This is a genomic window from Uliginosibacterium sediminicola (assembly GCF_039631295.1).
Taxonomy (GTDB): domain Bacteria; phylum Pseudomonadota; class Gammaproteobacteria; order Burkholderiales; family Rhodocyclaceae; genus Viridibacterium; species Viridibacterium sediminicola.
Genome location: NZ_JBDIVE010000001.1, coordinates 712079 through 736000, shown reverse-complemented (window position 1 = coordinate 736000; position 23922 = coordinate 712079). Strand labels below are relative to the sequence as shown.

The window sequence follows — 23922 nt, the reverse complement described above, 5'->3', positions numbered from 1 at the left end:
ACCCTTTTCTGACAGGTAATGCCCATGCGTCAGCGCCGCCTCATGAACCAGATCAACGTCGTGCCTTACATCGACGTGATGCTCGTGCTGCTGATCATCTTCATGGTCGCCGCGCCAATGTTGCCGACGGCCACCGTGGATCTGCCCAGCGTGGCACGCGCCAACCAGGCGGCGGTGCCGCCGCTGGAGATCAATATCCGCAGCGCCAGCAGCATCACCCTGCGCGACCGCAACGCCGCCGATGGCGGCAGCGACAAGCCGGTGCCCCGCGACGAGCTGGTGCAGCGCCTCAAGGACGCGCAAGCGCAAAACCCCGAGCAGGGCGTGGTGATCGCGGCCAACAAGAACATCCGTTATGACGAAGTGATGCAGGTGATGGATCTCCTGCAGCGCGGCAATATCCGCAAGGTTGGCTTGCTGGTTCGTCAGGCGGACAACTGAGTCGTATGCACAGTACTGAACAAGTGCCGATCCAGAGGCGGGAAGAACCCGGCAAGTGGGGCGCCCTGGTGTTGGCCATTCTTGTGCACGCCCTGCTTGCCGGCGCGCTGTTTTATGGCGTGCAATGGCAGCGGCGCGCGCCTGAGCCGGTCGAGGTCGAGCTGGTGACGGCGACCCAGCCGCCGCCGCAGGAAGTTTTGCCGCCCCCGCCGCCTCCGCCGCAGCCGGTGGTGCAGCCGCGTCCGGTCGAAAAACCGGAACCGCCAGTGGTCAAGCCCGATATCGTGCTCGCCAAACAAAAGTCACACAGCTCCTCGTCGAAGCACCAGGCTTCGTCCTCGGCGGCCAGCAGTGCGGCGCGTCATTCATCGTCTTCATCGACGCGCAGCGACAACAAGACGCGCCCCGATCAGCGGCCGATGCCCGGCATCGCCAGCGGCCTGAGCGAACGCGAGCGTGAAATGCTCAATATCGACGTCGACCGCACGCGGCGTATCGGTGCTGCACAGGCCAGCGCCAAGAGCCAGGTGGTGGCCGAGCAGCGCGTTGAAGGCATCAAGAGTGCGCAGGCACAGTGGGTGGATATCATCAGCGCGGTGGTCAAGGCCAATCTGTCCTCGGCGATCCCGCCTGACGTGACGGGCAAGCCGAAAGCTGAAATTTATCTGGAACTCTTGCCGGATCGCAGCATCAGAGAGGGCAGTGTGCGATTTGTCAAAAGCACCGGCAATGTGCAGCTGGACAAGGCCATCGAGCGGGCGCTCTACAAGTCCAGCCCCTTGCCGCCGCCGCCCAATCCAGATGCTTTCGAACGCAATTTGAGATTCATTTTTAGTCCGCTAGGCTGAGCAAAGCTGATCAAGCGCATCAAACGGCAATCATCTGCACCTATAATCGAGCCCATGCAACGACGACATTTCCTGCAAGCCGGTCCGGCGCTTGCCCTGGCGCCAGCCCTTGCCCGCGCCGAACTGACGGTTGAAGTCTCCGGTCTGGGCGCCAATCGCATCCCGATCGCGATCGCCGGTTTCGCTGGCGAAGGCGCCATGCCCAAGCCGCTCAGCGACGTCGTGCGAGCCGACCTTGAACGTACCGGCCTGTTCCGTTTCGTCGAGACCGGCAGCCAGCCGCTGGCCGATCTGTCCGCGCCCGACTGGGGCCTGTGGCGCAGTCGCGGGGCCGACGAGCTGTTGGCCGGTGGCGTGCGGCGACTGCCCGATGGTTCGGCCGAAGCGGTGTTTCGCCTCTATGACGTCGTCAAGCAAGCCGAGCAGAAGAGCGCCATGCTCAACTTCCGCGCCGAGCTGTGGCGCGGTGCAGCACACTGGATCGCCGACCGTGTTTTCGAACAGCTGATCGGCGTGCCGGGCGTGTTCTCGACGCAGATTGCCTACGTGCAGAAGTCTGGCCGCAACTACATGCTGCAGATCGCCGAGTACGATGGCGCCAATCCGGTGGCGGCGTTCACCGATGACGAGCCGATCATCTCGCCGGCTTGGTCGCCCGATGGCAAGCGCCTGGCTTATGTGTCGTTCGCGCAGAAGAAGCCGATCATCTACGTGCAGACGATTGCCACCGGACAGCGTCAGGTGGTTGCCAATTTCAAGGGCTCCAACTCCGCGCCGGCCTGGTCGCCCGACGGCAAACGTCTGGCCGTGGTGCTGACCAAGGATGCCGGCTCGCAGATCTACCTCATCAATGCCGATGGCAGCGGCGTGCGCCGCCTGATGCAGAACGCGGCGATTGATACCGAGCCCTGCTTCTCGCCGGATGGCCGTTCGCTCTACTTCACTTCGGACCGCAGCGGCGGCCCGCAGATTTACCGCGTATCGCTCGATGGTGGTGATGCACAGCGCATCACCTTCCAGGGGGGGTACAATGTTTCACCCCGAATTTCGCCGGATGGCAAGACCTTGGCGTACATCTCGCGCAATGCTGGGCGCTTCCAGCTCTACGTGCAGGATCTGGCCAGCCAGCAAACCCTGGCGCTGAGCGATACATCACGTGACGAATCGCCGAGTTTTGCGCCGAATGGCCGCTTGATCATCTATGCCACTGAAGTAGGTGGGCGTGGTGTATTGTCTGCCGTGTCGATTGACGGAAAGATTCGTTACAAACCCCTGCAAGGTTCGGGAGACATCCGTGAGCCGGCGTGGGGGCCGATTTCGGGTTGAGCGTGGTTGCAGTAATTTTCAGCCTTTAGTAGCCAAAATAACCTTGATCAAGGGAGTAAGCATGAAAACCGCATTGCCTATCAGTATTTTGTTGGCCCTTCTCGTGGCCGCTTGCAGCAGCACGCCGACCCAGTCGCCTGCGCCGGTGACGCAGCCCGTTGCTGCAGCGTCGTCCTCGTCGTCGGCCGCATCCACGGCAGCGGCTGTGAAACCCGTTACGCCGCCGAAGGTCAATCCTTACGACTGGAGCCAGCTGAAGAACCCCGCCAGCCTGCTCTCCAAGCGTGAAGTGTTCTTCGACTACGACTCTTTCGAAGTCAAGCTCGACTACTTCCCGATCCTCGAGCAGCACTCCAAGTTCCTCAAGGCGAACCCGACGGCCAAGCTGCTGATCCAGGGTAACGCCGACGAACGTGGTTCGAGCGAGTACAACCTCGCACTGGGCCAGAAGCGTGCTGACGCGATCAAGAAGTCGCTGAGCCTGCTGGGTGTCAAGGACGAGCAGATCGAATCGGTGAGCCTCGGCAAGGAAAAGCCGAAGGCAACCGGTCATGACGAAGCCGCTTGGGCGCAAAACCGTCGTGGCGATCTGCTCTACAAGGGCGAATACTGATCGCTAGCCTGTGAGCGGCCCGCGCCTGGCGCGGGCTTTGCAGGAACGCCCGCTGCAGCACACGCTGTGGCTGGCGCGCCAGCGCAGTGCTGATGCGCTGACTGGACATGCGTGAAGATGGAGTTTTGATGTACGCAACAAGCCGTTTGTCATTGCGAGTGCTCGGAGTTTGCCTGCTGCTGGCAGCCTTGCCCGCTCGCGCCGGTCTGTTTGATGACGAAGAGGCGCGCAAGCGCATCGAGCAGGTCCGCATCGAAACGGAAGACCGCCTTCTCAAGCTGGAAGAATCTGCCCGCGCCCAGCTGCAGCTGGCCAACCAGATTGAGTCCTTGCGCAGCGAGATCGCGCGCCTGCGCGGTCAGCAGGAAGTGACCGCCAACGATCTGGACCAATCCCAGAAACGGCAGAAAGATTTTTACCTGGACCTGGATGCGCGCCTGCGCAAACTGGAAACCACGATTACCGAGCTGAGCCAGAAGCTGGCGGCCAATGCGGCGGCTGCTGCGGCCAAACCGCCCGAGCCGGCTGTTGATCCGGCGCAGGAGTCCAAGGACTACGAAGCGGCGATCAATGCCCTGCGCGCTGGCAAGCATGTCGATGCAGCCTTTGCCTTCCGCCAGTTCATCAAGACCTGGCCGAAGAGCAGCTTCCTGCCCGGCGCACATTACTGGGCTGCCGTCGCTACCGCACAGGCGCGCGACTTCGATTCTGCGGCCGAGTTTTACGGCAAGCTGCTCAATGGCTGGCCGGACGACGCCCTGGCGCCTGACGCCATGCTGGGCCTGGCGACCTGCCAGCAGGAACTGGGTGACGCCAAGACCGCACGCAAGACGCTGGAAGTGCTGCTCAGCAAGTATCCCAAGAGCGAAGCGGCCAAAACCGCCAAGCAACGCCTCGCCAAGAAGTAATGTCGGCGAGCGTCTCAGCGCAACGCGGCGAGCGTCTGCGCATCAGTGAAATCTTCTTCTCGGTGCAAGGCGAGTCGAGCCGTGTCGGCTTGCCGACCGTCTTTGTCCGCCTCACCGGCTGCCCGCTGCGCTGTACCTGGTGCGATACCGAGTACGCGTTCAGCGGTGGCAATTTCCGCAGCATTGCCGAGATCATCGATGAAGTGGCCACCCACGGCACGCCCTGGGTCTGCGTGACCGGTGGCGAGCCGCTGGCGCAGCCGGCTTGCCTGAGCCTGCTCACGGCGCTCTGCGATGCCGGCTACAAGGTCTCGCTGGAGACCAGTGGTGCGCTGGATGTGGCGCCGGTTGACCCGCGCGTGTCCAAGATCATGGATCTGAAGGCGCCGGGTTCGGGCGAGGAAGCGCGCAATCTATGGGCCAATCTGGCCCACCTCAATCCGCATGACGAACTCAAGTTCGTGCTCGCCGACGAGGCTGATTATCTGTGGGCGCGCGAGCAGATGAACAAGCGCTACCTGCACGAATTGTGTCCGGTGCTGATGTCGCCGGTGGCCAGCACTTTGTCGCCGGCGGATCTGGCCGAATGGCTGCTGCGCGACAAGCTGCCGGTGCGCATGCAGGTGCAGCTGCACAAGGTCATCTGGGGCAATGTGCAGGGGCGCTGAGGCCTAGCGCAGCAAGCGGCCAGCCGCGTTATAAAGCAGTACGCCCGCCGTGACCGGCGCGCTGACGACATCGACTACTGCGCTACCGACTGATACCAGGGCCGTTTCGGCCGCCGACAAGGCTTTGCCCACATCCGAGATGGCCGTCGTGACAGACGAGTGCGTGCCGCTCGTTGCACTGTACGTGCTCGCGGCGGTTCTGTTCTTCGGTTCCAGCGAGCTCAGCAGCGAGGCTTGTACGGCGCCGCTGGCAATACTCGAAAGAAAACTCATCTTGGGCCTCGATGGCTTGCGTGAGCTTCCTTTGTATGCCTGGCGGTGATGAGCGACAAGGGTAAGCCGGGCTGCAAGGCGATGCAGCGGCGCTGAAAACCTTGTGTTTGCAAAGAATCGGCCTTGTTTTGCAAGCATTTAGCAGCGTAAGTAAAAAACAGTTAAGTTCGCTGCCGCCTGCTTGCATGACACAAGGGTCGCTGTCCTGGCCTTCAGAGGTTGAGCATCGCCTCGTGCTCTTCAGGCAAAGGCTCGAAGCCACGACGCTCGTAGTGCTTGAAGATCGCAGCGACGATTTCTTCAGGCTCGTCGATGATCTGCATGAGGTCGAGGTCTTTCGGCGAGATCATCTTCTCGCTCACCAGCGTAGTCTTGAACCACTCGATGAGGCCCGACCAGAAGTGACGGCCGACGAAGATGATGGGAATCTGGCGGCCCTTCTTGGTCTGGATCAGCGTCAGCGCTTCGAAGGTTTCGTCCAGCGTGCCAAAGCCGCCGGGCATCACCACGTAAGCTGTCGCGAAGCGCACGAACATCACCTTGCGCGGGAAGAAGTGGCGGAAGGTCTGCGAGATGTCCTGGTAGGGATTGCCACTTTGCTCATGCGGCAGCTGGATGTTGAGGCCGACGGAGGGCGATTTGCCGGCGAAAGCGCCCTTGTTGGCGGCCTCCATGATGCCGGGGCCGCCGCCTGAGATCACCGAAAATCCGGAGTCGGACAACAGCCGCGCAATGCGTTCGGTGAGGGCGTAGTAGGGATGATCGACCGGCGTGCGCGCCGAACCGAAGATGCTCACCGCGGGCTTGATGGCCTGCAGGCGTTCAGTCGCTTCGACGAACTCTGACATAATGCCGAGGATCCGCCAGGATTCGCGCGCGACGCGCGTTTCGGCGCTGATCGAAGGCGCGGTGAAGGGCGGGAGCTTGTCTTTTGTACTCATGTTCTTGCCTGTTCGATAGCCTGTCGTGATGGGTGGCCGAGTCGTTATTCCGCTGCTTACTTTGCCGTTTATTCCAAAGCAATATCAACGCAACACCAGCCCAGCTTTCATTGATCTGCCATGCCAACTCTACTGCTCGTCGACGGCTCATCTTATCTCTATCGCGCCTTTCATGCGCTGCCGGATCTGCGCAATGCCGCAGGTGAGCCCACCGGCGCCCTGCGTGGCGTATTGAACATGCTACGCCCGCTGCGTGAGACCTACAAGGCAAGCCACGCGGCCTGTGTGTTCGACGCCAAGGGCAAGACTTTCCGCGATGACTGGTACCCGCAATACAAGGCGCACCGTCCGCCGATGCCGGAAGATCTGGCCGCGCAGATCGCGCCTATCCACAGCTGCGTCAAAGCCATGGGCTGGCCGCTGATCATGCAGGAAGGTGTCGAGGCTGATGACGTCATCGGCACCCTGGCGCGCATCGCTGCCGAGCAGGGTTACGAGGTGATCATCTCCACTGGCGACAAGGACATGGCCCAGCTGGTCAACGACAAGGTGCGTCTGATCAACACCATGAGCAACGAGGTTCTGGACGAGGCGGGCGTGCTGGCCAAGTTCGGCGTGCCGCCGAATCGCATCATCGACTACCTGACCCTGATGGGCGACACGGTCGACAACGTGCCGGGCGTCGAGAAGTGCGGCCCGAAAACGGCGGTGAAGTGGATCAATGAATACGGTTCGCTCGATGCAGTGGTGGCCAACGCGGCGAACGTCAAGGGCGTGGTCGGTGAGAACCTGCGCAAGGCCCTGGACTTCCTGCCGCTGGGCCGTCGTCTGGTGACGATTGCCACCGATGTGGCGCTGGCCGAGCCGCTGGAAACCCTGACCTGGCGCGAGACGGATCGAGAGGTGCTGCTGGAGCAATTCCGCCGCTATGAATTCCGTGGCTGGCTGCGCGAACTCGAAGGCGGTGGCGATCTCACTGCAGCGCGTCCCGCTGCGGCAAGCGCGGCACCTGCACCGCAAGCAGCGCTGTTCGACAACGATGCGCAGCGCAAGACTTATGAATGCCTGCTCGACTGGCCCAGCTTCGAGCGCTGGCTGGCGAAGATCACGGCGGCGCCGCTGACCGCCTTTGATACGGAAACCGATAGTCTGGACAGCATGCAGGCGCAGCTGGTTGGCCTGTCTTTCTCGGTGCAGCCGGGCGAAGCGGCTTATCTGCCGGTGGCGCATCGCTACGCCGGCGCGCCGGACCAGCTGCCACTGGATGAAGTGCTGGCCAAGCTCAAGCCTTGGCTAGAGTCGGCGCAGCACGCCAAGGTCGGGCAGAATCTGAAATATGACATGCACGTGCTCGCCAACCACGGCATCACCCTGCGTGGCGTGCAGGACGACACCTTGCTCGAATCTGCAGCCTGGGAGAGCGACAAGAGCCATGATCTGGAATCCTTGTGCAATCGCCACCTCGGCCTCAAGGTGCTCGCCTATACCGAGCTGACCGGCAAGGGCGCCAAGCAGATCGGCTTCGGCGAGGTGGAGATCACGCGTGCCGCCGAGTACGCCGCCGAAGATGCCGATGTCACGCTTCGCGTGCACAACATCCTGAACCCGCAGCTGCAGACGGAAGCCGGTTTGCAACGCGTCTATCGCGACATCGAGATGCCGGTGCTCGAAGTGCTGTGGCGCATGGAACGCAATGGCGTGCTGATCGACAGCTTCCTGCTCGCCCAGCAGAGCGATGAGCTTGGTCGCAAGATGATGGACATCGAACGCCAGGCTTACGAAGTTGCCGGCCAGCCTTTCAACATGGGTAGCCCCAAGCAGATTCAGGAGCTGCTGTTCGAGCGCGACAAGCTGCCGGTGCTCAAGAAGACACCGACCGGCGCGCCCTCGACCGACGAAGAAGTGCTCGCCCAGCTGGCGCTCGACTATCCGCTGCCCAAGCTGATCCTCGAACATCGCAGCTTCGCCAAGCTGAAGAACACCTATACCGACAAGCTGCCGCGCATGGTCAATCCGCAGACCGGCCGTGTGCACACCAGCTTCTCGCAGACCGGCGCGATCACCGGCCGCCTGGCCAGTACCGATCCGAATCTGCAGAACATTCCGGTGCGCACCGAGGAAGGTCGCCGCATCCGCGCCGCCTTCATCGCGCCACGTGGATGGCATATCGTCTCGGCCGACTACTCGCAGATCGAGCTGCGCATCATGGCGCACCTGTCGGGCGACGAAGGCTTGCTGGGCGCCTTCGCGCGTGGCGAGGATGTGCACCGTGCGACGGCCGCCGAAGTGTTCGGCGTGGCGGTGCCGGAAGTTACTTCCGATCAGCGCCGTTATGCCAAAGCCATCAATTTCGGTCTGATCTACGGTATGAGCGCATTTGGCCTGGCCAAGCAGATCGACGTCGAGCGCAGCGCTGCCCAGCTCTATATCGACCGCTACTTCGCACGCTATCCGGGCGTTGCTCGCTACATGGAAGAGACGCGCGCACTGGCCCGCCACAACGGCTACGTCGAGACCGTTTTCGGGCGCCGCCTGCACCTGCCGGAGATCAAGTCCAGCAATGTCGGTCGCCGTCAGGGCGCCGAGCGCGCGGCGATCAATGCGCCGATGCAGGGCACGGCGGCCGACATCGTCAAGCTTGCCATGCGCGCGGCCCATGACTGGCTGCGTGATGAAAATCTGCACAGCCGTCTATTGTTACAAGTACATGACGAACTGGTGCTCGAAGTGCCGGATGAAGAACTCGAACGCATCAAGACCGAGCTGCCCTTGATCATGGGTGGCGTCGCCCAGCTCAAGGTGCCTTTGCTCGTCGAGGCAGGTTCCGGTGCCAACTGGGATGAAGCACATTGATGCAATATGCATGATTTTCGTGCTGTGTGCGTGCACAGCACGAATCGCGCTTGCGCGACTTTGAGCATGATCAAGCCCGACAAATTTGATGTTATTTTTTTGTTGCGCTCTAAAGCTGCCACGCAGGATGTCGTTCTGGAATACCCGTAGCCTAGCGGACGCTGGTTGTTGCCAGAGTGGATGACCGTCGGGCATCTGTACGGAGTACTCAGAGCAATGCGCAGCAATCTTCCCGTTACAAACGTCGAGACGGTGTTGCCCGACGGAGTTTTCATTTATTCACGTACTGACCTCAAAGGTCGGATTACCGAGGCCAATGCGGCCTTTGCGAAAATCAGCGGCTATTCGCTCGATGAAATGATCGGCCAGGCGCACAACATCGTGCGCCATCCCGACATGCCCGAGGCGGCATTTGCCGATATGTGGCTCAGCCTTAAAGCAGGTAAGCCCTGGAAAGGCGTGGTCAAGAACCGCCGCAAGGACGGCGGCTTCTACTGGGTCGAGGCGAATGTCTCGCCGGTCCGCGAAGAGGGCCGCGTGGTCGGCTTCCAGTCGGTGCGCGTGCGGCCGAGCGCCGCGCAGATCGCCGCCGCAGATGCCGCTTACAAGCGCATCCAGGCTGGCGACAGATCGCTGCGCGTCGAGAACGGGCGGGTGTGGCCCAATCATGGCGTGATCGCGCGCGGCATGCGCTCCTTCCCTGCGCAGCTGTGGTCCTTTGGTGCCCTGAGTCTGACCAGTGCGCTGCTGGCCGTGCTGGCGGCGTGCTGGCCGAATGCGGTGCTGAGCACTATGAGCGCTGTGCTGAGCGTGCCGACCCTGTTGCTGGCGCTGTGGCTGCTGTGCTGGCAGCTGCCGCGCGCGCTTGGCGAACTCAACAGCATCAATCAAAGCCTCGATGATGTGCTGAGTCAGGGCGACCTGCGCAGCGCACTGGCTTCCGCGCGCACCGATGTCATCGGCGGCATCGCGCAGCGCCTCGACAGCTTGCTGGCGGCAACACGTGCCACCTTGAACATCATTTGCGACACCACACGTGAGGTCGCCGAATCGACGCACCGCCTGGCCGGCGATATGGATAGCCTGGTGCAGTCTTCGGCCATGCAGAGCAGCGATACGGCGGCAGCGGCGGCAGGTATCGAGGAGATGTCGGTGGCCATTGGCGAGGTCGTGGTGCATGTCGAGGAGACACACGAAATCTCGCAGCAGATGGGTTCCCAGGCCAAGCAGGGCGCTTCCTTGTCGGAGCGTGCCAGCCAGACCATCACCGCGCTGTCGAGCACCGTCAAGGGGGCTGCGGCCACGGTTGAGCAGCTCGGCCAGCGCACCGCGCAGGTGGGCAAGATCGCCAGCGTGATCAAGGAGATCGCCGAGCAGACCAATCTGCTGGCGCTCAACGCAGCCATCGAAGCCGCACGTGCCGGCGAGACCGGACGTGGCTTTGCGGTGGTTGCGGACGAAGTACGCAAGCTTGCCGAACGCACCGCCCAGGCGACGCGTGAGATCGACACCATGATCGGCCATATCCACGCTGACACCGGCGATGCGGTCAGCGGCATGCAGCAGAGCGCCCAGCAGGTCGCCCAGAGTGTGGAGCTGGTGCACGATGCAGGCGAAGCCCTGCAGAGCATTGCCAGCGAGGTGGCGACCACCCTCACGCGGATCGGCGAGATCAGTCATTCGGCCAGCGAGCAGCGTGCGGCGATGGAGTCGATGGCGCTGGGCGTCGAACGCATCGCGCAGCAGACCGAGGGCAATCTGGCGGTCGCGCGCAATACCGGCGACACCGCGCACGCGCTGGAAAACAGCGTCGAGCGCATGCGCAAGGCGGTGCGTCAGTACTGCGTCTAGGCGCGGGGTGCGAGCAGGGCCTGCGTGGCGGCGGCGACCGGATCGATGCGGCGCAGCCGTGGATCGATCTCGATCTGCAGGCCGGCGAAAGCCGCGCCGCCCATGATCAGCTGCGCAGCGCCGGCATCGGCGGCTGCGCGCGACAAGGCCAGCAGCGCGGGCGCGTAGGCTGCGGGTTCGCGCAGCAGCGCCGCACCATTGACCGGCAGCGCAAGGCAGCCGGCATAGCGCGCTGTGGCACCACAGGCCTCGACGCAGGCGTCGAGTAGCGGCACCCATTGCGGGCCGCAGGTGAGAATCGCGAACTTCCCCGGCGAGGCAAGCGCGGCTTCGATGGCGGCCTCGGCCAGCGCTCGCACCGGCACTGGAGAGATGGCGCGCAAGCCGTGCAGGCCGGGGTCGCCAAAGCAGGCCAGCAGAATGCCGTCAGCCTTCTCCGCAGAGATGCGCAGGTAGTGCTGCAGGCTGTCCAAGGCTGCTGCAGCGCCGATGGCAAAACTCTGTGCCGAGTCGATCACCGCGCAGCCTGCCGCGGCGGTGAGTCCTTCGACGCAAACCGCCGGCCCGGCCAGGGCGCGAATCTGGGCGCTCACCGCATCGGTCATCGCCTGGGTGGTATTCGGATTAAGGACCAGCAGCCTCATGCGGCGCGCCGTCCGCCGCATTGCGCAGCGCCCACAGCGCACCGAGCGTTTCCACCGCATTGCCTGAAGGCGCCGCTGCGCCGGGGCGCAGGCGCGTCTCGACCAGGGACAGGTGGGCGCGCATGGCGCGCGTGGCCGCTTCGCTGTCGCCCGCCATCAGCGCATCGTAGATGCTGCGGTGTTCCTCGCAGGCGCAGTGCGAAGAGCGCGCCGGCTCGAACATGGCGACCAGCATCGAGGTACGGCTGACCAGCTCGCCCATCTGCTGGACGATGAAGTGGCTGCCCGTCGCCTGCGCCAGCAGCATGTGGAATTCCGCCGACAAGCGCACCGACTCCGCCCGGTCGCCACGTTGCAGCGCCGCCTGTTCGGCAGCCAGATGCTGCTGCAAGCGCTGCGCGTCCTGCGAGCCGATCAACGAGGCCAGATGATTGACGATGCCGCCTTCGAGAATGCGCCGCGATTCGTAGATGTCGCGCGCTTGCGCCAAGGAGGGTGCGGCGACGAAGGCGCCGCGGTTGGGAATCAGCTCGATCAGCTTCTGCGTGCCCAGTCGCAGCAGGATCTTGCGCATGCGCTCGCGGCTGACGCCAAACACATCGGCCAGCGGATTCTCGCGCAGCGGCGTGCCCGGGCTCAGCTGCCCCGAGAGCAGGGCGCTGGACATGGTGTCGTAGATGGCTTCTTCGATGTTGCGCATAGGCGCAGTTTAGCAGCGTGCAGGCGCTTGCTTGCATCTCAGGCATGTTCAAGCCAATGGCGTGCGATGGCTTCACGACTGGCGATCCAGGCGCCGCCGCGCTTGCCAATGTGGCTCAGGATGCGTTCCAGCGCGGCAATGCGCCCCGGGCGCCCGATCATGCGCAGATGCAGGCCGACTGACAGCATGCGCGCCTGATGCTCGCCCTCGCGCCACAGGCAGTCGTAAGCGGCGCAGACGTAATCGGCAAACGCCTCGCCGGTCCCGAAGCGCTGCGTGTGCTGGAACTGCATGTCATTGGTGTCGAAGGCATACGGCAGCACCAGGTGGCGCTGGCCCTCGACGGTGACGAAGTAGGGCGCGTCGTCGTTGTAGGCGTCGCTGTCGTAGAGAAAGCCCTGCTCGACCAGCAGGCGCCGCGTATTCGGCGTGGAGTTGGAGCGCGTATGCCAGCCCACCGGTGGGTGGCCGATGGCGGCGGCGATGGCCTCGCGCGTGCGGATGATGGCGGCGCGCTCGCTCGCTTCGCTCATGCCGGCGCTCTTTTCCCAGCGCCAGCCATGGGCGGCGATTTCGTGGCCGCGCTCTGCCGCGTGGCGGGCCAGCCAGGGCGAGCGCTCGACAGCGCGACCGCAGGCGCTGAGCGTGTAGTGCGCGCCGAAGCGGGCGAAGACTTCGTCGATGCGCCAGTAGGCGACGCGCGTAGCGTATTCGAAATGGCTATCGATGCAGGGGTCGGGCGTGGGCTGCGCATCGATGACTTCGTAGACGCTCTCGTTGTGCGCATCGCCATCGCTCATCGAGAACTCGGCGCCCTCTTCGAAGTTCACGACGAAGGACACCGCGACACGCGCATGACCCGGCCAGCGTACGGCCGGCGCCTGCGGGCCGTAGCCGTAGAAATCGCGCGCGGAGGGATTGGGATGGGAGCTCATGTATGCACTCGGGGTATGTTCAGAACTGCGCCAGACGACGCATGCCGACCATGCGCTCGGCGAGGAACAGCACGATGATGGCGAACAGGATCAGACCGGCCGACAATGCGGCAATGGTCGGATCGGGCGATTCTTCGAGATAGCGCAGGATCTCGATCGGCAAGGTCTTGTTGCGCGCATCGGTGAGGAAGATGGAGATCGGGTAGTTGTCCATCGAGGCGAGGAAGGCGAACAGGCCGGAGGTCAGGAAGGCCGGCGCCAGCGAGGGCACCATCACCTGCAGCACCGCACGCGCCGGCGACAGCCCGAGGGTGCGCGCCGCTTCGATGAGACGCATGTCGAACAGCGCCAGACTGGCATGCACGGTGCGCGTGATGTAGGGCAGGGTGATCACGATGTGGCCGATGATCAGCGCGCCCAGCACATCGCGCAGGCCCACTTCGCGCAGCACTTGCAGCAAGGCCACGCCGATCACCAGGCCGGGCATCATCAGCGGCGAGACGAGGAAGGCCAGCAGCGCATCGCGGCCACGGAAGCGGCCATGGGCGATGGCAATCGCGCACAGCGTGCCCAGCACCAGCGCGGCCAGCGTGGACACCAGCGCTACCTTGACCGACAGCCACAGCACAGCGCCCAGTCCGTCCTTGTGCAGCAGTGCGCTATACCAGCGCAGCGACCACTCCGGCGCTGGCAGATTGAACACCGGTGAGCTGCTGAAGGACACCATCACCACCACCACCAGCGGCGCCAGCATGAAAATGGCGACCAGCAGCAGGATCAGATTGCTGCCGAAGTGCCAGAGTTTTTCGCTGTTCATGCGGCCTCCTGTGCGCGCTGCTGGCGCGCTTCGATACGACGGCCGAGCCAGCTGCTCAGCAGCACGATGGACACGGCGATGATCAACAGCATGACGGCCATCGTCGAACCCGCCTGGCGGTCACGCATGAAGAGATAGGCCCGCGCCAGCAGCGCCGGCAAGGTCTGGTAACGGTCACCGACGATGAGTGCGGGGATCACGTACATCGACACCGCCATCGAGAACACGAAGGCGCAGCCGGTGACTACGCCGGGCAGTGACAGTGGCCACACGACGTGACGGAATCGATACAGCGGGCCGCCGCCCAGGGTCGCGGCAGCGTCCATGAAGCGGCTGTCGATCTGCCGCGCGACGGTGAAAATCGGCAGCACCATGAAGGGCAGGAAGACGTGCACGGCGGCGATGATCAGGCCGCGCTCGTTGAACAGCAGCTTGAGCGGTTCGTCGATCAGGCCCAGCTGCAGCAGCAAGGCATTCACCGGACCATTGCTGCGCAACAGGATGGTCCACGCGAAGCTCTTGACCACCACGCCGACCGACAGCGGCAGGATCAGCGCGAGGAACATCAGCCCCTGCACGGCAACCGGCGCACGCGCCATCGCAAAGGCCGCGGGATAGCCGATCAGCAGGCAGATCAGGGTCACGCTGGTGGCGATCTTCAGCGTGTTCCACACCACCTTGGCGTTGTAAGAGTCGCCGAGGAAATTGCCGTAGCCGGCGAGGCTGAAAGCGCCCTCGGCATCGAACAGGCTGCTCGCCAGCAGAGCCAGCAAGGGCAGGGCGAAGACCAGTACGAGATAGCCTGCGCCGGGCAGCGCCAGCCAACCGATGCCCAGGGGTTTGAGACGCAATCGATTTGTCATGAGCTGTGTCCTCAAGCCTGCGGCGTGGCGGGGAACAGCAGGGTGTCGGCGACCGACCAGCTCAGCTGCAAGCGCTCACCGATGTGCGGCGCGGCCTGATCCTGTGCCGGCAGCTCGGCGATGATCTGCAGCGCCTCGATGTCTTCGCCGTGCGCTGCGGCGCTGTGGAAGTAGAGCAGGCGGCGGGCGCCGAGATAGACCGTGTCGCTGAGCGGCAGACTGAGCTGGTTGTCGCTCGCCGTCGCGCTGCCACCGACGCGCATCGCCTCGGGCCGCACCGCCAGGGTGACGCTGCTGCCGGGCAGCAGACTGCCGGGCGCGCAAATCTCGCCGACCGGCGTGGCGACGCGCACCTGGCCATCGGCGGCGGCGAGCACGGTGCCGGCGAACTGGCTGGACAGGCCGACGAAGTTCAGCGCGAACAGCGAGCGCGGTTTGGCGTAGATCGCCTGCGGCGCATCGAGCTGCTCGATCAGGCCACGGTTCATCAGCGCGATGCGGTCGGACATCACCAGCGCTTCTTCCTGATCGTGGGTGACGAAGATGGCGGTCATGCCGGCATCGCGCAGCATGCGCCGCAACTCGATCTGCATATGCTCGCGCAGCTTGCGGTCGAGTGCCGACAGCGGCTCATCGAGCAGCACCAGACGCGGCCGCGTGGCCAGCGCACGGGCCACCGCGACGCGTTGCTGCTGGCCGCCGGAGAGCGCCGAGATCGGCCGATCCGTCAGCGCTGCAAGCTTGACCGACTGCAGAGCTTCGCGCACGCGGCCGGCGATTTCACCACGCGGCAGGCCGCCGGCCTTGAGGCCGAAGGCGATGTTCTCGCCCACCGTGAGGTGCGGGAACAGGGCGTAGTTCTGGAACACCACGCCGATATTGCGGCGATGCGCCGGCAGGGCGGTGAGGTCCTGACCGTCCACCGTGATCTGCCCGCCATCGCTGGGCGTGAGTCCGGCGATCAGGCGCAGCAAGGTTGTCTTGCCGCAACCCGACGGCCCCAGCAGGGAAATGAATTCGCCGGACTCGACGCGCAGGTCCAGACGGTCGAGGACCGCCTGGCTGCCGTAACGCTTGCTGACGCCTGTCAGTTCCAGCGTGCTCACAGTGCCATCTCGCGATCCCAGCGCTCCACCCAGCCCTTGCGCTGTTCGCTGATGTAGGCCCAGTCCGGCACGAAGATCTCGCCCTTGGGAATGCCGGCGGGTGCGGCGACCGTGGTGTTGGCCGGCAGCGCCAGCGAGATTTCGGCAATCTGCTTCTGCCAGGCGCCGAGCATGGCTTCGATGAAGGCATTGGCCAGCTCCGGTTCCGGCGCGCCCTTGACCTTGGCGATGCCGGTCGGCATGGCCATGCCGCCTTCTTTTGGCAGCACGAGATCAATCGGCGCGCCCTTGGCTTTGCGCTCGAAGGCGTTGAAGCCGATCATGCCGCCGATGGCGCTGGCTTCGCCCTGTTCGAGCAGGTTCAGCGCTTGCGGTACTTGTGTGTAGACGGTCAGCAGATTGGGTTTGAGCGCCTTGAGTTTGCGGAAGGCCGCGTCCGGCAGGTACTGCGCTTCCTTGAGCGGCTTGCCGCTGTCCAGCGCGGCGGCGTAGAAGAACATCGCCAAGCCTTCGGTGTTCTGCAGCGAGGGGATGATCAGCTTGCCCTTCATGGCCGGCTCCCACAGGCTGGCGTAGGAGGGCAGCTGCTTGAGCTTGGTGGTATTGATGGCGACGCCCGTTGCCGACTGCATGTAGTTGGCCCACAAGCCATCCATATGCACGGTGCCGGCTTTCAGCTTGCCCAGGCTGGGAATCTGCGCCGTGCTCAGCTTGTCGAGCACGCCTTCCTTGTTGGCCTGGATCATCACCGGGTCGTCCATCATCACCACCGACATGTACTGGCGCGACTTGTTGCTGACCAGCTTCTCCAGATTAACCAGGGAGCGTGTGCCTTCGAACAGCACCTTGCAGCCGGTTTGCTGCTCGAACAGCGGAATCAGCGGATCCAGGAATGCCTTGTGGCTGCCGGCGCCACCGACGACCAGTTCCTTGCCCTTGCCTTGGCCATGCGCCCACAGCGGGACGCTCAAGGCGCTGGCGGCCAGCATGCTTTTGACGAATGTACGGCGATTGATTCCAGACGATCTCATGACGATTCCTTTGCGACGCTCGGTGCTCTGTCTTGGGGTAGCGCAGGATCCGGGAATCGGCAGCTGCGCCAGAATTGTGCAATAAAACTATAAGAATGCGCACAATTTACATAAAAGCAAAAAGCAGTCCCGAAGTGCCAGCACTTCGCTAAGCGAGCTGCTTTGCGATCGCGGAATGACGCGCCAAGCCGCGCCGCGCAAGGCTTTCGGCCTTGGCGCTGGGTGTTGTGAGTGGGGCTTGGGAGGGCTCAGGCAGGCGTGCAGAGCTCCTGGCGGTGGTGCGCGGCGCAGGCTTCTGCACCGCAAACTGGCGCTGCGCTGTGGATCAGCTGCTGGCGCCGTGTAGCCGCCCTTGCCAGGTGCCCCGCGCGCTGAGGCGGGCGCTGAGCTGGGCTGGCAGGTCGAGCTGGCGGTCGCCGCGCTCGGGCAGGACGCGCTGGGTTGGCGGTACATCGCTGCCCAGGCGTTGCACGCGCACGCTGTCAGGCAGGTATTCGAGGGTGTCGACGATCCAGTCCAGGTACTCGTCCAGGCTCAGCAGGGCGATGCTGCCGGGCTGGCGCTTCCATTCCATGGCCAGGCGGGTGCCGCGCACGATCTGTAACTGGTGGAACTTGATCGCCGCCAGCGGCAGGGCGCCCAGCTTGCGTGCGCCGGTCTGCACGCTGGCGCGTGTTTCGCCGGGCAGGCCGAACAGCATGTGCGCGGTGATCTGCAGGCCACGCGAGGCGGCGCGCTCGATGGCATCGACGCTGCAGGCGAAGTCGTGGCCGCGGCGGCACTCCGCCAGCACATTGTCATCGCAGGACTCGATGCCGATTTCCAGCTCGATCATATGGTCGCGGGCGAGCTCGGCGAGATGGTCGAGCACGGCGTCGGGCAGGCAGTCCGGCCGCGTGCCGATGGCCAGACCGCTGATGCCCGGATGGCTCAGCGCTTGCGCGTAGAGCGCCTTGAGTTCGGCCAGATCGGCATAGGTATTGGAATAGGCCTGGAAATAGGCGAGATAGCGCGTGGTGCCGGTGTAGCGGTGCTGCATGAAGGCTATGCCAGTGGCAAGCTGGGCGTGCAATTCACGTGTGCCGGCAAGGTAGGAGGGCGTGAAAGCGGCGTTGTTGCAGAACGAGCAGCCGCCACGGCCGAGCTTGCCGTCGCGGTTGGGGCAGGTGAAACCGGCATCCAGCGAAACCTTCTGGATGCGACCGCCGTGCGTGCGCTTCACCCAGTCGTTCCAGGCGAAGTAGCGGCGTTCGTTAAAGTGTGCGGGCGGTGAATTGGCGTACATCCGGGCAGCTTAGCCAGCCGCTCATGACATTGCGCTGCGCGCGGTCAACAGTGCGTGCACAAGCGTGTTTTCAGGGTTGTGCGAGCACGGCGCCGGCCTGATTCAGCCGTGTCGCCACTTGATCGAGGCTGGCTTTGAGCGCGGCACGATTGATCGGCTTGGTGAGGTAACCGTCGAGTCCGGCTTCGAGGCCGCGCTGCTGTTCGTCCGCCATCGCCGCCGCGCTCAGCGCGTAGATGGCGATCGGTGTGCGGCCGCGTTCGCGTTCGGCCTGGCGGATCAGAGTGGTGGCTTCGATGCCGCCCATGCCGGGCATGTGCATGTCCATCAGGATCATGTCGTAGGCCGCTTGCGACCATTGTTCGACAGCCTGATGACCGTCGCCGACCAGGCTGACCTGATGCCCCAGACCCTTGAGCAGGGTGAGGATCAGCTTCTGGTTGACGGCATTGTCTTCGGCCACCAGCACATTCAGCACGCGCAGCGGCGCACTGGCAGCGTTGCTGCGTTGATCCTTGCTGGCACGTTCGCTGGCGCTGGCCTCTTGCAGCGGCAAGGCGAGCAGGAAGTTGCTGCCCTGTCCCGGCGTGCTGCTGACGCTGATCGAGCCGCCCATCAGATCGGCCAGCCGGCTGCTGATGCTCAGGCCCAGGCCGGTGCCGCCGAAGCGCCGCGTGGTCGAGGCGTCTTCCTGCGAGAAGGCACTGAAGATGTGTTCGAGCTTGTCGGCCGGGATGCCGACGCCGCTATCGGCGACGCTCAGGCGCAGCTGCGCCAGCCCGCCCAGCGAGACACGGCTGATGCGCACGCTGACGCCGCCCTGCTCGGTGAACTTGATCGCATTGCTGACCAGATTGGTGATGATCTGGCGCAGGCGCAGCGGGTCGCCGAAGATGAACTGCGGCACATCGCGGGCGATTTCGCTGCGCAGGTAGAGCTGCTTGGCCTGGGCGGCGAGCTGCGCCGGCTTGAGGGTGTCTTCCAGCAGGGCTGGCAGGTCGAGTGCGATATGTTCGATGCTCAGCTTGCCGGCCTCGATCTTCGAGAAGTCGAGAATCTCGTTGATGATGCCCAGCAGGCTGTCGGCCGAGCTGCGCGCGACATTGAGCAGGTCGCGCTGTTCGGGGTTGAGCCGGCTGTCGAGCGCCAGTTCCAGCATGCCGATCACGCCATTCATCGGCGTGCGGATCTCGTGACTCATATTGGCGAGGAACTCGCTCTTGGCGCGATTGGCCGCATCGGCCGCATCCTTGGCCTCGCGCATCTGCCGCGCCGCCTGCTCGCGCTCGGCGACCAGCTGGGCGATGGCGGCGATGACATTGTCGATACCTTCGTCGCGTGCGATCTGCGGCTCGGAGGCGGGCAAGAGATCGGCCAGGATGCGCCGCAGCGAGGCAATTGCGCTGTCGCGCGTCTGCAGCTCGCTGCGCAGGCGTTCGGCGGTGCTCTGCAAGGCTTGCAGGGTCTGGCGGAATTCCAGCGGCGCGCGGGCGATCATCTCCTCGCTGGGCGCGGCAAAATCGCCACCAGCGCCGGGCGTATCGTGCTGCAGATGGCCCAGCCAGCGCTTGAGCGGGTACCAGATCAGCACCATGCCGGCGAGCATGCTGGCCACGCAGAGCAGCAGCGCAATACGCACCACCTGCCACAGGTCGCCGGCGATGTCGGCCGCGTCGAAAGACAGGCGCAGCACGCCGTAATCCTTGCCGCCCACCGCGATATTGCGATTGACGTCGTAGAGCTGGGTAGCCACGCGCTCGCGCAGCCAGTCCGGCGCGTAGATCTTGCCCTTGTCCGGATTGATGCTGTGGATGCGGCCACCGCTCAGATCGATGAACTGTGCCGAGGAAAACGAGGAATCGATGATGCTCTTGTCGAGCGTGCGGTGAATCGTGTCGTAGTCACCGATCACCGCGCTGTCGCTGATCGTCTGCGCCATCACCTCGATCAGCATGCTGGCCGACTGCTGCGCGTCCTCGATGTTCTGCGCAAACTGGTTCTGGTAGAACAGCACCAGGCCGCTGGTCAGCAGCGCCAGCCAGGTCACCGAGTACAGCGCGTAGACGCGGCTGACCAGTGACTCGGGCAACAGGCGGTGAAGCAGCTTCATGTCAGACCGGGCTCATCGCAGCGCGGCCGGCGCGCTCAGGTAGAACTTGCGGTAGGAGGCGTAGTCGGTACTGCTGGACGGAATGAAATAGTTTGAGTCGGACAATCCGGCCTCTTGCGAAACCTTCTGCAGGATCTCGCGCCCCTGTGGGTCCTTGTGCATGGCGAAAAAGGCCGCGCCGACTGCCTTGACGTCCTTGTCCGGCACCTTGCTGGCCGCCATCAGCGCCAGATCGTGGTAGCCCTCCGAGGTCCACAGGATGCGGAACTTCTTGCCCTCGCGCTGCGCGTAACCATCGATCAGCGCCGAATTGCTGCCCACCGCCCGTGCCTTGCCGGCGAGCATCTGGGCGATGGCGGCATTCTGGTTGCCGCCGAACACCGGTTTGATGTCGATGCCTCGCGACAACAGGTAGGCATATGGCACCTTATAGCCGACAAAGGCTTCCGGGCCGGCAAAGGCCACGTCTTCGCCCTTGAGCTCTTCCAGCCGGGTGATCGGCGAATCGGCCGGCACGGCAATCTGCCCATGCAGCTCCGGCGCCTGGCGGCGGCCGAAGACCTTCCAGCCCAGGGCTTCGCGTTCCGGGCTGAAGAGGTGGTTGCTGAACACGAATTCCACTTCCTGGGCCAGCACATAGCTGGTCGTATCCGCCGAGGTGCGGCCGATCTTCAACTGCAGCTTGACCCCGCTTTTGGCGCTGACGTACTGGATGATGGGGTTCCAGTACGCCGCTGTTTTATTGATATCCCATTGATTTACTGGCGAAAAGCGATAAACCGTCTCTTGCGCGCGGGCTGGCGTGAGTGTGGTCAGCGCTGCGCCCAACACAAGGGTGGCGAAGGCGATGAGCTTCTGAGGCTTCATTGGGTGTCTCCCGGCACGGGGCCTGTAGCTGCGATAGCGCCGGCTGACCGGCAAACAGGGCACTCTGGCCCGCTCTGTTTAGGTCAACGGCATGCCGGATCAAGACTGAACGCGCCCGGGGCAGGGGTTTGCCCGCACGCCTGCCGCAGGTTCGGCGGCCGTGTGTTGCAACAGGGGTATTTCAGCCTGCAAGGCTCGATCCTCACAAAACTTTTCACGGCTGAACATGATTGTGCACAACTTAAACAATCTGAGCCGCTCCTAACGCTGCGCTGCGTCAGAATCCGAACACATGTTTTTGGCTGTCGGCATCGCTCTTCAGGCAGCTGCACTGCGCGGCCGCGATGCACGCCGCTTGCGCGGATGACATTCGACAAAATCGGGGTGATCGAATGAAATTCACACACTATCTGACACTGTTTTGCAGTACCGCTCTGGCCGCTTGCATGAGCGACAGCTCCATCGTCAAAGGCCCGACCACCATGCGCACCACGGTGGCGCCGATGATTGTCGAACAGCCGCGCAATGGCTCGCTGTTCCGCCTCGACAGCCCGATGTCCAGCATGTATCAGGACGAAGCCAAGCCGCGCTACGTCGGCGACACGCTGAAGATCGACATCGCCGAGAGCATGAGCGGCAGCAGCAAGCTCAACACCTCGGCGGTGCGCACCAATTCCGCCAAGTCCAAGGGGCCGGGCACCTCTGACAGCTCGCTGGGCGGCCTGCTTCGCAACATCCTGAATATGGATGCCAGCATCTCCGGCGAAGACAACTTCAGCGGCACCGGCAAGACCGACAACACCAATAGCCTCAAGGGCAAGCTTGCCGCTTCGGTGATCAATGTCCTGCCCAACGGCAACCTGGCCGTGGCAGGCGAGAAGAGTATCGTCTTCAACGGCACCGCCAATACCCTGCGTTTCTCGGGCATCGTCAATCCGCGCGACATCAAGAGTGGGCGCATCGTCTCGTCGGAAGATGTGGTCGATGCCCGTCTCGAACAGGTCGGCAAGGGCGGCGTGGCCGAAACCACTTCAATGACTTGGTTGCAACGCTTCCTCACCGACGGCATGCTGGTCTGGTAAGCGGCGGCGGCCTTGCACGCGGCCGCGTGACGGCGCGGCGCGTGGCCTGACTTACTTCTTATCCACCTTCAGCAGCGCCTGCACCACCGGTGCGATCTTGTAAGCGGTGCTCTGCCACTTGTCCATGCTCATCACGCCCGGGCGATAACTCGCGCTCGACACCACCTTGCCATTGCTGCGCAAGGTCAGTTCCGCCGTCGTCATGTAAGCCTGGTATTCGCTGTTGAAGAAGCCATGCTGGCCCCATTGCATGCTCGCGCTGTAATTGAGCGTCATCGGGCAGTCGGTCGGTATCGTGCCTGTCGCGTACAGTCGGCTGTCGATCTCCAGACGGCGCAACTCCATCTGGATCGCCGGCACCAGATCCGGCACCTCGGTACTGCGATTGAACTCGATGCAGATCAGCCGCACCGCATCGTGCGGGCGGGTGATCACGTTCTGCGGCGTGGTCGCCATCATCGAGACGGCCGAAGTCCCCGCCGCGCTGATCAGATTCAAAGCCTCCACCGCCGGGCTGGGCGACATGACAACGCAGCCGGGCAGCAGCGCACAGAGCCAGATGTATTTGAGCGAGTCCGACACACATTCAGATCAGAACCATGGGGTTCCAACTTTAGCACCCGGCCCCCGCAGACCAGGCTAGGCCCTGCAAAGCTTTACATAAATTGAAACGAACTTTGCAAAACAGCGGATTGCCGAAGCACGCCATCCTTCATGCCGCCAAGCCCGGCGTCGCCCGGCTGCTTGGCGGACGAACCAAGGATATGGCCACCAATGCGAGGCAACCGTCGTCACAGCGGCAAGCACATAGAAGCCCGTGCGGCGAGAGGGAAAGGCACCCTCGGAATGCTCAGGCCGCAGGCTTGCCGTAGGCGCGCTCGACCTTGGCGATCCTCAGTTCGTAATGCGCATACCATGTGCGCTGCCCCATCTCCTGCGCGGCAGCATGCTCGATATTGGCCTTCCAGGCTGCGATGGCTTCGGTGGACGACCAATACGAAACGGTAATCCCGAAACCTTCCGCCCCACGGACGCTCTCGGCACCGAGAAATCCCGCTTGCTCCTGGGCAAGCTCCACCATGCGCTCAGCCATTTTCTCGTAGCCCGCGTCCGTTGGAGTTCTCTGCGAAGAAAAGATCACCGCGTAGTAAGGCGGTTCGGGGGTTTGGGCGAAGGGGGAAGAGGGATTCATGATGGCGGTGAATGTCGAAGATCAGAGGGGCAGAGCAAAGCAAGGGAGCTACAAGCGCAGTTCGTCTAGACGGAATTGCTAGCCATTGTGAAGCTCCTTGTACATTTGAAGGCAAGGATTTGATGGCCCCCAAATGTCAGGAATGATCTTCTCCGCCAGAAACCCCTGGCTTTGATAGAACGCCCTTGATTCTTTGTACTCCGGGCTGGGATGGCTCTCGGCGATGGTTTTAACGATCAGGCGCGTAGCGCCGCGCTCCTTCATCCAGCGCTCGGCAGCCTGAACGAGCGCTTTGCCAACGCCGCGGCCCCTGAACGAATCGCGCACCGCGATGCAGTGAATTTCACACTCGCTTTGTGAATGACTCTGCAAGCTCACGAAACCAACCGCTTTACCTTCAGACATAGCAAGGTAGGTCGGCAATCGATCAGTAGCCTCAACGTACTCCATCAAAGCGGATTCGATCCCAAACCAGGCCGGCAAGCTGCGAAGTATTTGCTCGCAAGCGTCTCGGACATTTTGAACAGGGCCAATGACTTTCATGTGGCTAAGGTAGAGGTGATGGGCG

The 23922-nt window shown here is 63.4% G+C and carries 25 protein-coding genes; 9 read left to right on the top strand and 16 right to left on the bottom strand.

Annotation, left to right across the window (positions count from 1 at the left end; translation table 11 throughout):
- Positions 1-24 precede the first annotated feature (24 nt).
- From ABDB84_RS03520 to tolB, 3 genes are read left to right on the top strand one after another with little or no spacing between them, the layout of a single operon-like run.
- Entirely contained in the window at positions 25-441 is a 417-nt protein-coding gene (locus tag ABDB84_RS03520) for an ExbD/TolR family protein (RefSeq protein WP_345918299.1), read from the top strand.
- Positions 442-446: 5 nt separating this feature from the next.
- Positions 447-1289 (top strand): TonB C-terminal domain-containing protein, encoded by an 843-nt coding sequence (locus tag ABDB84_RS03515; RefSeq protein WP_345918298.1) that lies wholly within the window; start codon positions 447-449, stop codon positions 1287-1289.
- 54 nt (positions 1290-1343) lie between these two features.
- Positions 1344-2615, top strand: coding sequence for a Tol-Pal system beta propeller repeat protein TolB (gene tolB, locus ABDB84_RS03510; protein ID WP_345918297.1), 1272 nt, complete (start codon positions 1344-1346; stop codon positions 2613-2615).
- 18 nt (positions 2616-2633) lie between these two features.
- Here the strand turns inward: tolB and ABDB84_RS03505 are convergent, their stop codons facing one another.
- Positions 2634-2810, bottom strand: a complete 177-nt coding sequence (locus tag ABDB84_RS03505; RefSeq protein WP_345918296.1) for a hypothetical protein — start codon at positions 2808-2810, stop codon at positions 2634-2636.
- A 10-nt stretch (positions 2811-2820) separates the two neighbouring features.
- Between ABDB84_RS03505 and pal the strand changes: the two genes are divergently transcribed.
- The 3 genes from pal to queE all read left to right on the top strand — a co-directional run bounded on the left by pal (position 2821) and on the right by queE (position 4804).
- Positions 2821-3228, top strand: coding sequence for a peptidoglycan-associated lipoprotein Pal (gene pal / locus ABDB84_RS03500; RefSeq protein WP_345918295.1), 408 nt, complete (start codon positions 2821-2823; stop codon positions 3226-3228).
- 128 nt (positions 3229-3356) lie between these two features.
- Positions 3357-4136 (top strand): tol-pal system protein YbgF, encoded by a 780-nt coding sequence (gene ybgF, locus ABDB84_RS03495; RefSeq protein ID WP_345918294.1) that lies wholly within the window; start codon positions 3357-3359, stop codon positions 4134-4136.
- Positions 4136-4804: a 7-carboxy-7-deazaguanine synthase QueE gene (gene queE / locus ABDB84_RS03490; RefSeq protein ID WP_345918293.1), complete on the top strand. Its 669-nt coding sequence runs from the start codon at positions 4136-4138 to the stop codon at positions 4802-4804. The genes ybgF and queE overlap by 1 nt, the downstream gene beginning before the upstream one ends.
- A 3-nt stretch (positions 4805-4807) precedes the next feature.
- Here queE and ABDB84_RS03485 read toward each other — a convergent pair whose 3' ends face one another.
- Entirely contained in the window at positions 4808-5077 is a 270-nt protein-coding gene (locus ABDB84_RS03485; RefSeq protein WP_345918292.1) for a hypothetical protein, read from the bottom strand.
- A 212-nt stretch (positions 5078-5289) separates the two neighbouring features.
- Positions 5290-6018, bottom strand: a complete 729-nt coding sequence (locus ABDB84_RS03480; RefSeq protein WP_345918291.1) for an LOG family protein — start codon at positions 6016-6018, stop codon at positions 5290-5292.
- Between the two features lie 120 nt (positions 6019-6138).
- On the opposite strand from ABDB84_RS03480, the gene polA reads away from it, so the two are divergent.
- Together polA and ABDB84_RS03470 are read left to right on the top strand one after the other, a co-directional pair.
- On the top strand, positions 6139-8871 hold the full coding sequence (gene polA / locus ABDB84_RS03475) for a DNA polymerase I (RefSeq protein ID WP_345918290.1): 2733 nt from the start codon (positions 6139-6141) through the stop codon (positions 8869-8871).
- A 216-nt stretch (positions 8872-9087) separates the two neighbouring features.
- Entirely contained in the window at positions 9088-10722 is a 1635-nt protein-coding gene (locus ABDB84_RS03470) for a methyl-accepting chemotaxis protein (protein WP_345918289.1), read from the top strand.
- On the opposite strand, the gene ABDB84_RS03465 is transcribed toward ABDB84_RS03470, so the two are convergent.
- The 10 genes from ABDB84_RS03465 to ABDB84_RS03420 all read right to left on the bottom strand — a co-directional run bounded on the left by ABDB84_RS03465 (position 10719) and on the right by ABDB84_RS03420 (position 21080).
- Positions 10719-11366 carry an aspartate/glutamate racemase family protein gene (locus ABDB84_RS03465; protein ID WP_345918288.1) on the bottom strand — a complete coding sequence of 216 codons (648 nt, stop codon included), beginning with the start codon at positions 11364-11366 and terminating at the stop codon, positions 10719-10721. The genes ABDB84_RS03470 and ABDB84_RS03465 overlap by 4 nt on opposite strands.
- A complete protein-coding gene (locus ABDB84_RS03460; protein ID WP_345918287.1) occupies positions 11347-12066 on the bottom strand; it encodes a GntR family transcriptional regulator in 720 nt (239 codons plus the stop codon). Before ABDB84_RS03460 ends, ABDB84_RS03465 begins: the two co-directional genes overlap by 20 nt.
- 38 nt (positions 12067-12104) lie before the next feature.
- A complete protein-coding gene (locus tag ABDB84_RS03455) occupies positions 12105-13001 on the bottom strand; it encodes a polysaccharide deacetylase family protein (protein ID WP_345918286.1) in 897 nt (298 codons plus the stop codon).
- Positions 13002-13020: 19 nt separating this feature from the next.
- Entirely contained in the window at positions 13021-13818 is a 798-nt protein-coding gene (locus ABDB84_RS03450; protein WP_345918285.1) for an ABC transporter permease, read from the bottom strand.
- Positions 13815-14681 (bottom strand): ABC transporter permease, encoded by an 867-nt coding sequence (locus ABDB84_RS03445; RefSeq protein WP_345918284.1) that lies wholly within the window; start codon positions 14679-14681, stop codon positions 13815-13817. Before ABDB84_RS03445 ends, ABDB84_RS03450 begins: the two co-directional genes overlap by 4 nt.
- 11 nt (positions 14682-14692) lie before the next feature.
- Positions 14693-15787 carry an ABC transporter ATP-binding protein gene (locus tag ABDB84_RS03440; protein ID WP_345918283.1) on the bottom strand — a complete coding sequence of 365 codons (1095 nt, stop codon included), beginning with the start codon at positions 15785-15787 and terminating at the stop codon, positions 14693-14695.
- Complete coding sequence (locus ABDB84_RS03435; protein ID WP_345918282.1) at positions 15784-16818, bottom strand: extracellular solute-binding protein; 1035 nt, start codon at positions 16816-16818, stop codon at positions 15784-15786. The genes ABDB84_RS03440 and ABDB84_RS03435 overlap by 4 nt, the downstream gene beginning before the upstream one ends.
- 325 nt (positions 16819-17143) lie before the next feature.
- Positions 17144-18103, bottom strand: a complete 960-nt coding sequence (mnmL, locus tag ABDB84_RS03430) for a tRNA modification radical SAM protein MnmL/YtqA (protein WP_345918281.1) — start codon at positions 18101-18103, stop codon at positions 17144-17146.
- 70 nt (positions 18104-18173) lie between these two features.
- Entirely contained in the window at positions 18174-20213 is a 2040-nt protein-coding gene (locus ABDB84_RS03425) for a hybrid sensor histidine kinase/response regulator (protein ID WP_345918280.1), read from the bottom strand.
- A 12-nt stretch (positions 20214-20225) separates the two neighbouring features.
- Entirely contained in the window at positions 20226-21080 is an 855-nt protein-coding gene (locus ABDB84_RS03420) for a phosphate/phosphite/phosphonate ABC transporter substrate-binding protein (RefSeq protein ID WP_345918279.1), read from the bottom strand.
- Between the two features lie 446 nt (positions 21081-21526).
- Here ABDB84_RS03420 and ABDB84_RS03415 point away from each other — a divergent pair, with 446 nt between their 5' ends.
- Positions 21527-22162 carry a flagellar basal body L-ring protein FlgH gene (locus ABDB84_RS03415; protein ID WP_345918278.1) on the top strand — a complete coding sequence of 212 codons (636 nt, stop codon included), beginning with the start codon at positions 21527-21529 and terminating at the stop codon, positions 22160-22162.
- A 51-nt stretch (positions 22163-22213) separates the two neighbouring features.
- Here the strand turns inward: ABDB84_RS03415 and ABDB84_RS03410 are convergent, their stop codons facing one another.
- From ABDB84_RS03410 to ABDB84_RS03400, 3 genes are all read right to left on the bottom strand, one after another.
- Positions 22214-22744 carry a hypothetical protein gene (locus tag ABDB84_RS03410; RefSeq protein WP_345918277.1) on the bottom strand — a complete coding sequence of 177 codons (531 nt, stop codon included), beginning with the start codon at positions 22742-22744 and terminating at the stop codon, positions 22214-22216.
- 268 nt (positions 22745-23012) lie between these two features.
- The gene (locus tag ABDB84_RS03405; protein WP_345918276.1) at positions 23013-23354 is read right to left on the bottom strand and encodes an antibiotic biosynthesis monooxygenase family protein; all 342 of its coding nucleotides are present in this window, start codon (positions 23352-23354) and stop codon (positions 23013-23015) included.
- A 78-nt stretch (positions 23355-23432) separates the two neighbouring features.
- Entirely contained in the window at positions 23433-23897 is a 465-nt protein-coding gene (locus ABDB84_RS03400) for a GNAT family N-acetyltransferase (RefSeq protein ID WP_345918275.1), read from the bottom strand.
- Between the last annotated feature and the right edge of the window lie 25 nt (positions 23898-23922).

Coding starts and splice junctions, on each gene's coding strand:
- ABDB84_RS03435 (WP_345918282.1), bottom strand. CDS start 16,818: ATGAGATCGTCTGGAATCAATCGCCGTACATTCGTCAAAAGCATGCTG.
- ybgF (WP_345918294.1), top strand. CDS start 3,357: ATGTACGCAACAAGCCGTTTGTCATTGCGAGTGCTCGGAGTTTGCCTG.
- ABDB84_RS03460 (WP_345918287.1), bottom strand. CDS start 12,066: ATGCGCAACATCGAAGAAGCCATCTACGACACCATGTCCAGCGCCCTG.
- ABDB84_RS03400 (WP_345918275.1), bottom strand. CDS start 23,897: ATGAAAGTCATTGGCCCTGTTCAAAATGTCCGAGACGCTTGCGAGCAA.
- ABDB84_RS03515 (WP_345918298.1), top strand. CDS start 447: ATGCACAGTACTGAACAAGTGCCGATCCAGAGGCGGGAAGAACCCGGC.
- ABDB84_RS03470 (WP_345918289.1), top strand. CDS start 9,088: ATGCGCAGCAATCTTCCCGTTACAAACGTCGAGACGGTGTTGCCCGAC.
- ABDB84_RS03415 (WP_345918278.1), top strand. CDS start 21,527: ATGAGCGACAGCTCCATCGTCAAAGGCCCGACCACCATGCGCACCACG.
- mnmL (WP_345918281.1), bottom strand. CDS start 18,103: ATGTACGCCAATTCACCGCCCGCACACTTTAACGAACGCCGCTACTTC.
- ABDB84_RS03520 (WP_345918299.1), top strand. CDS start 25: ATGCGTCAGCGCCGCCTCATGAACCAGATCAACGTCGTGCCTTACATC.
- tolB (WP_345918297.1), top strand. CDS start 1,344: ATGCAACGACGACATTTCCTGCAAGCCGGTCCGGCGCTTGCCCTGGCG.
- ABDB84_RS03445 (WP_345918284.1), bottom strand. CDS start 14,681: ATGACAAATCGATTGCGTCTCAAACCCCTGGGCATCGGTTGGCTGGCG.
- polA (WP_345918290.1), top strand. CDS start 6,139: ATGCCAACTCTACTGCTCGTCGACGGCTCATCTTATCTCTATCGCGCC.
- ABDB84_RS03450 (WP_345918285.1), bottom strand. CDS start 13,818: ATGAACAGCGAAAAACTCTGGCACTTCGGCAGCAATCTGATCCTGCTG.
- ABDB84_RS03420 (WP_345918279.1), bottom strand. CDS start 21,080: ATGAAGCCTCAGAAGCTCATCGCCTTCGCCACCCTTGTGTTGGGCGCA.
- ABDB84_RS03465 (WP_345918288.1), bottom strand. CDS start 11,366: ATGAGGCTGCTGGTCCTTAATCCGAATACCACCCAGGCGATGACCGAT.
- ABDB84_RS03425 (WP_345918280.1), bottom strand. CDS start 20,213: ATGAAGCTGCTTCACCGCCTGTTGCCCGAGTCACTGGTCAGCCGCGTC.
- ABDB84_RS03480 (WP_345918291.1), bottom strand. CDS start 6,018: ATGAGTACAAAAGACAAGCTCCCGCCCTTCACCGCGCCTTCGATCAGC.
- ABDB84_RS03485 (WP_345918292.1), bottom strand. CDS start 5,077: ATGAGTTTTCTTTCGAGTATTGCCAGCGGCGCCGTACAAGCCTCGCTG.
- ABDB84_RS03405 (WP_345918276.1), bottom strand. CDS start 23,354: ATGAATCCCTCTTCCCCCTTCGCCCAAACCCCCGAACCGCCTTACTAC.
- queE (WP_345918293.1), top strand. CDS start 4,136: ATGTCGGCGAGCGTCTCAGCGCAACGCGGCGAGCGTCTGCGCATCAGT.
- ABDB84_RS03455 (WP_345918286.1), bottom strand. CDS start 13,001: ATGAGCTCCCATCCCAATCCCTCCGCGCGCGATTTCTACGGCTACGGC.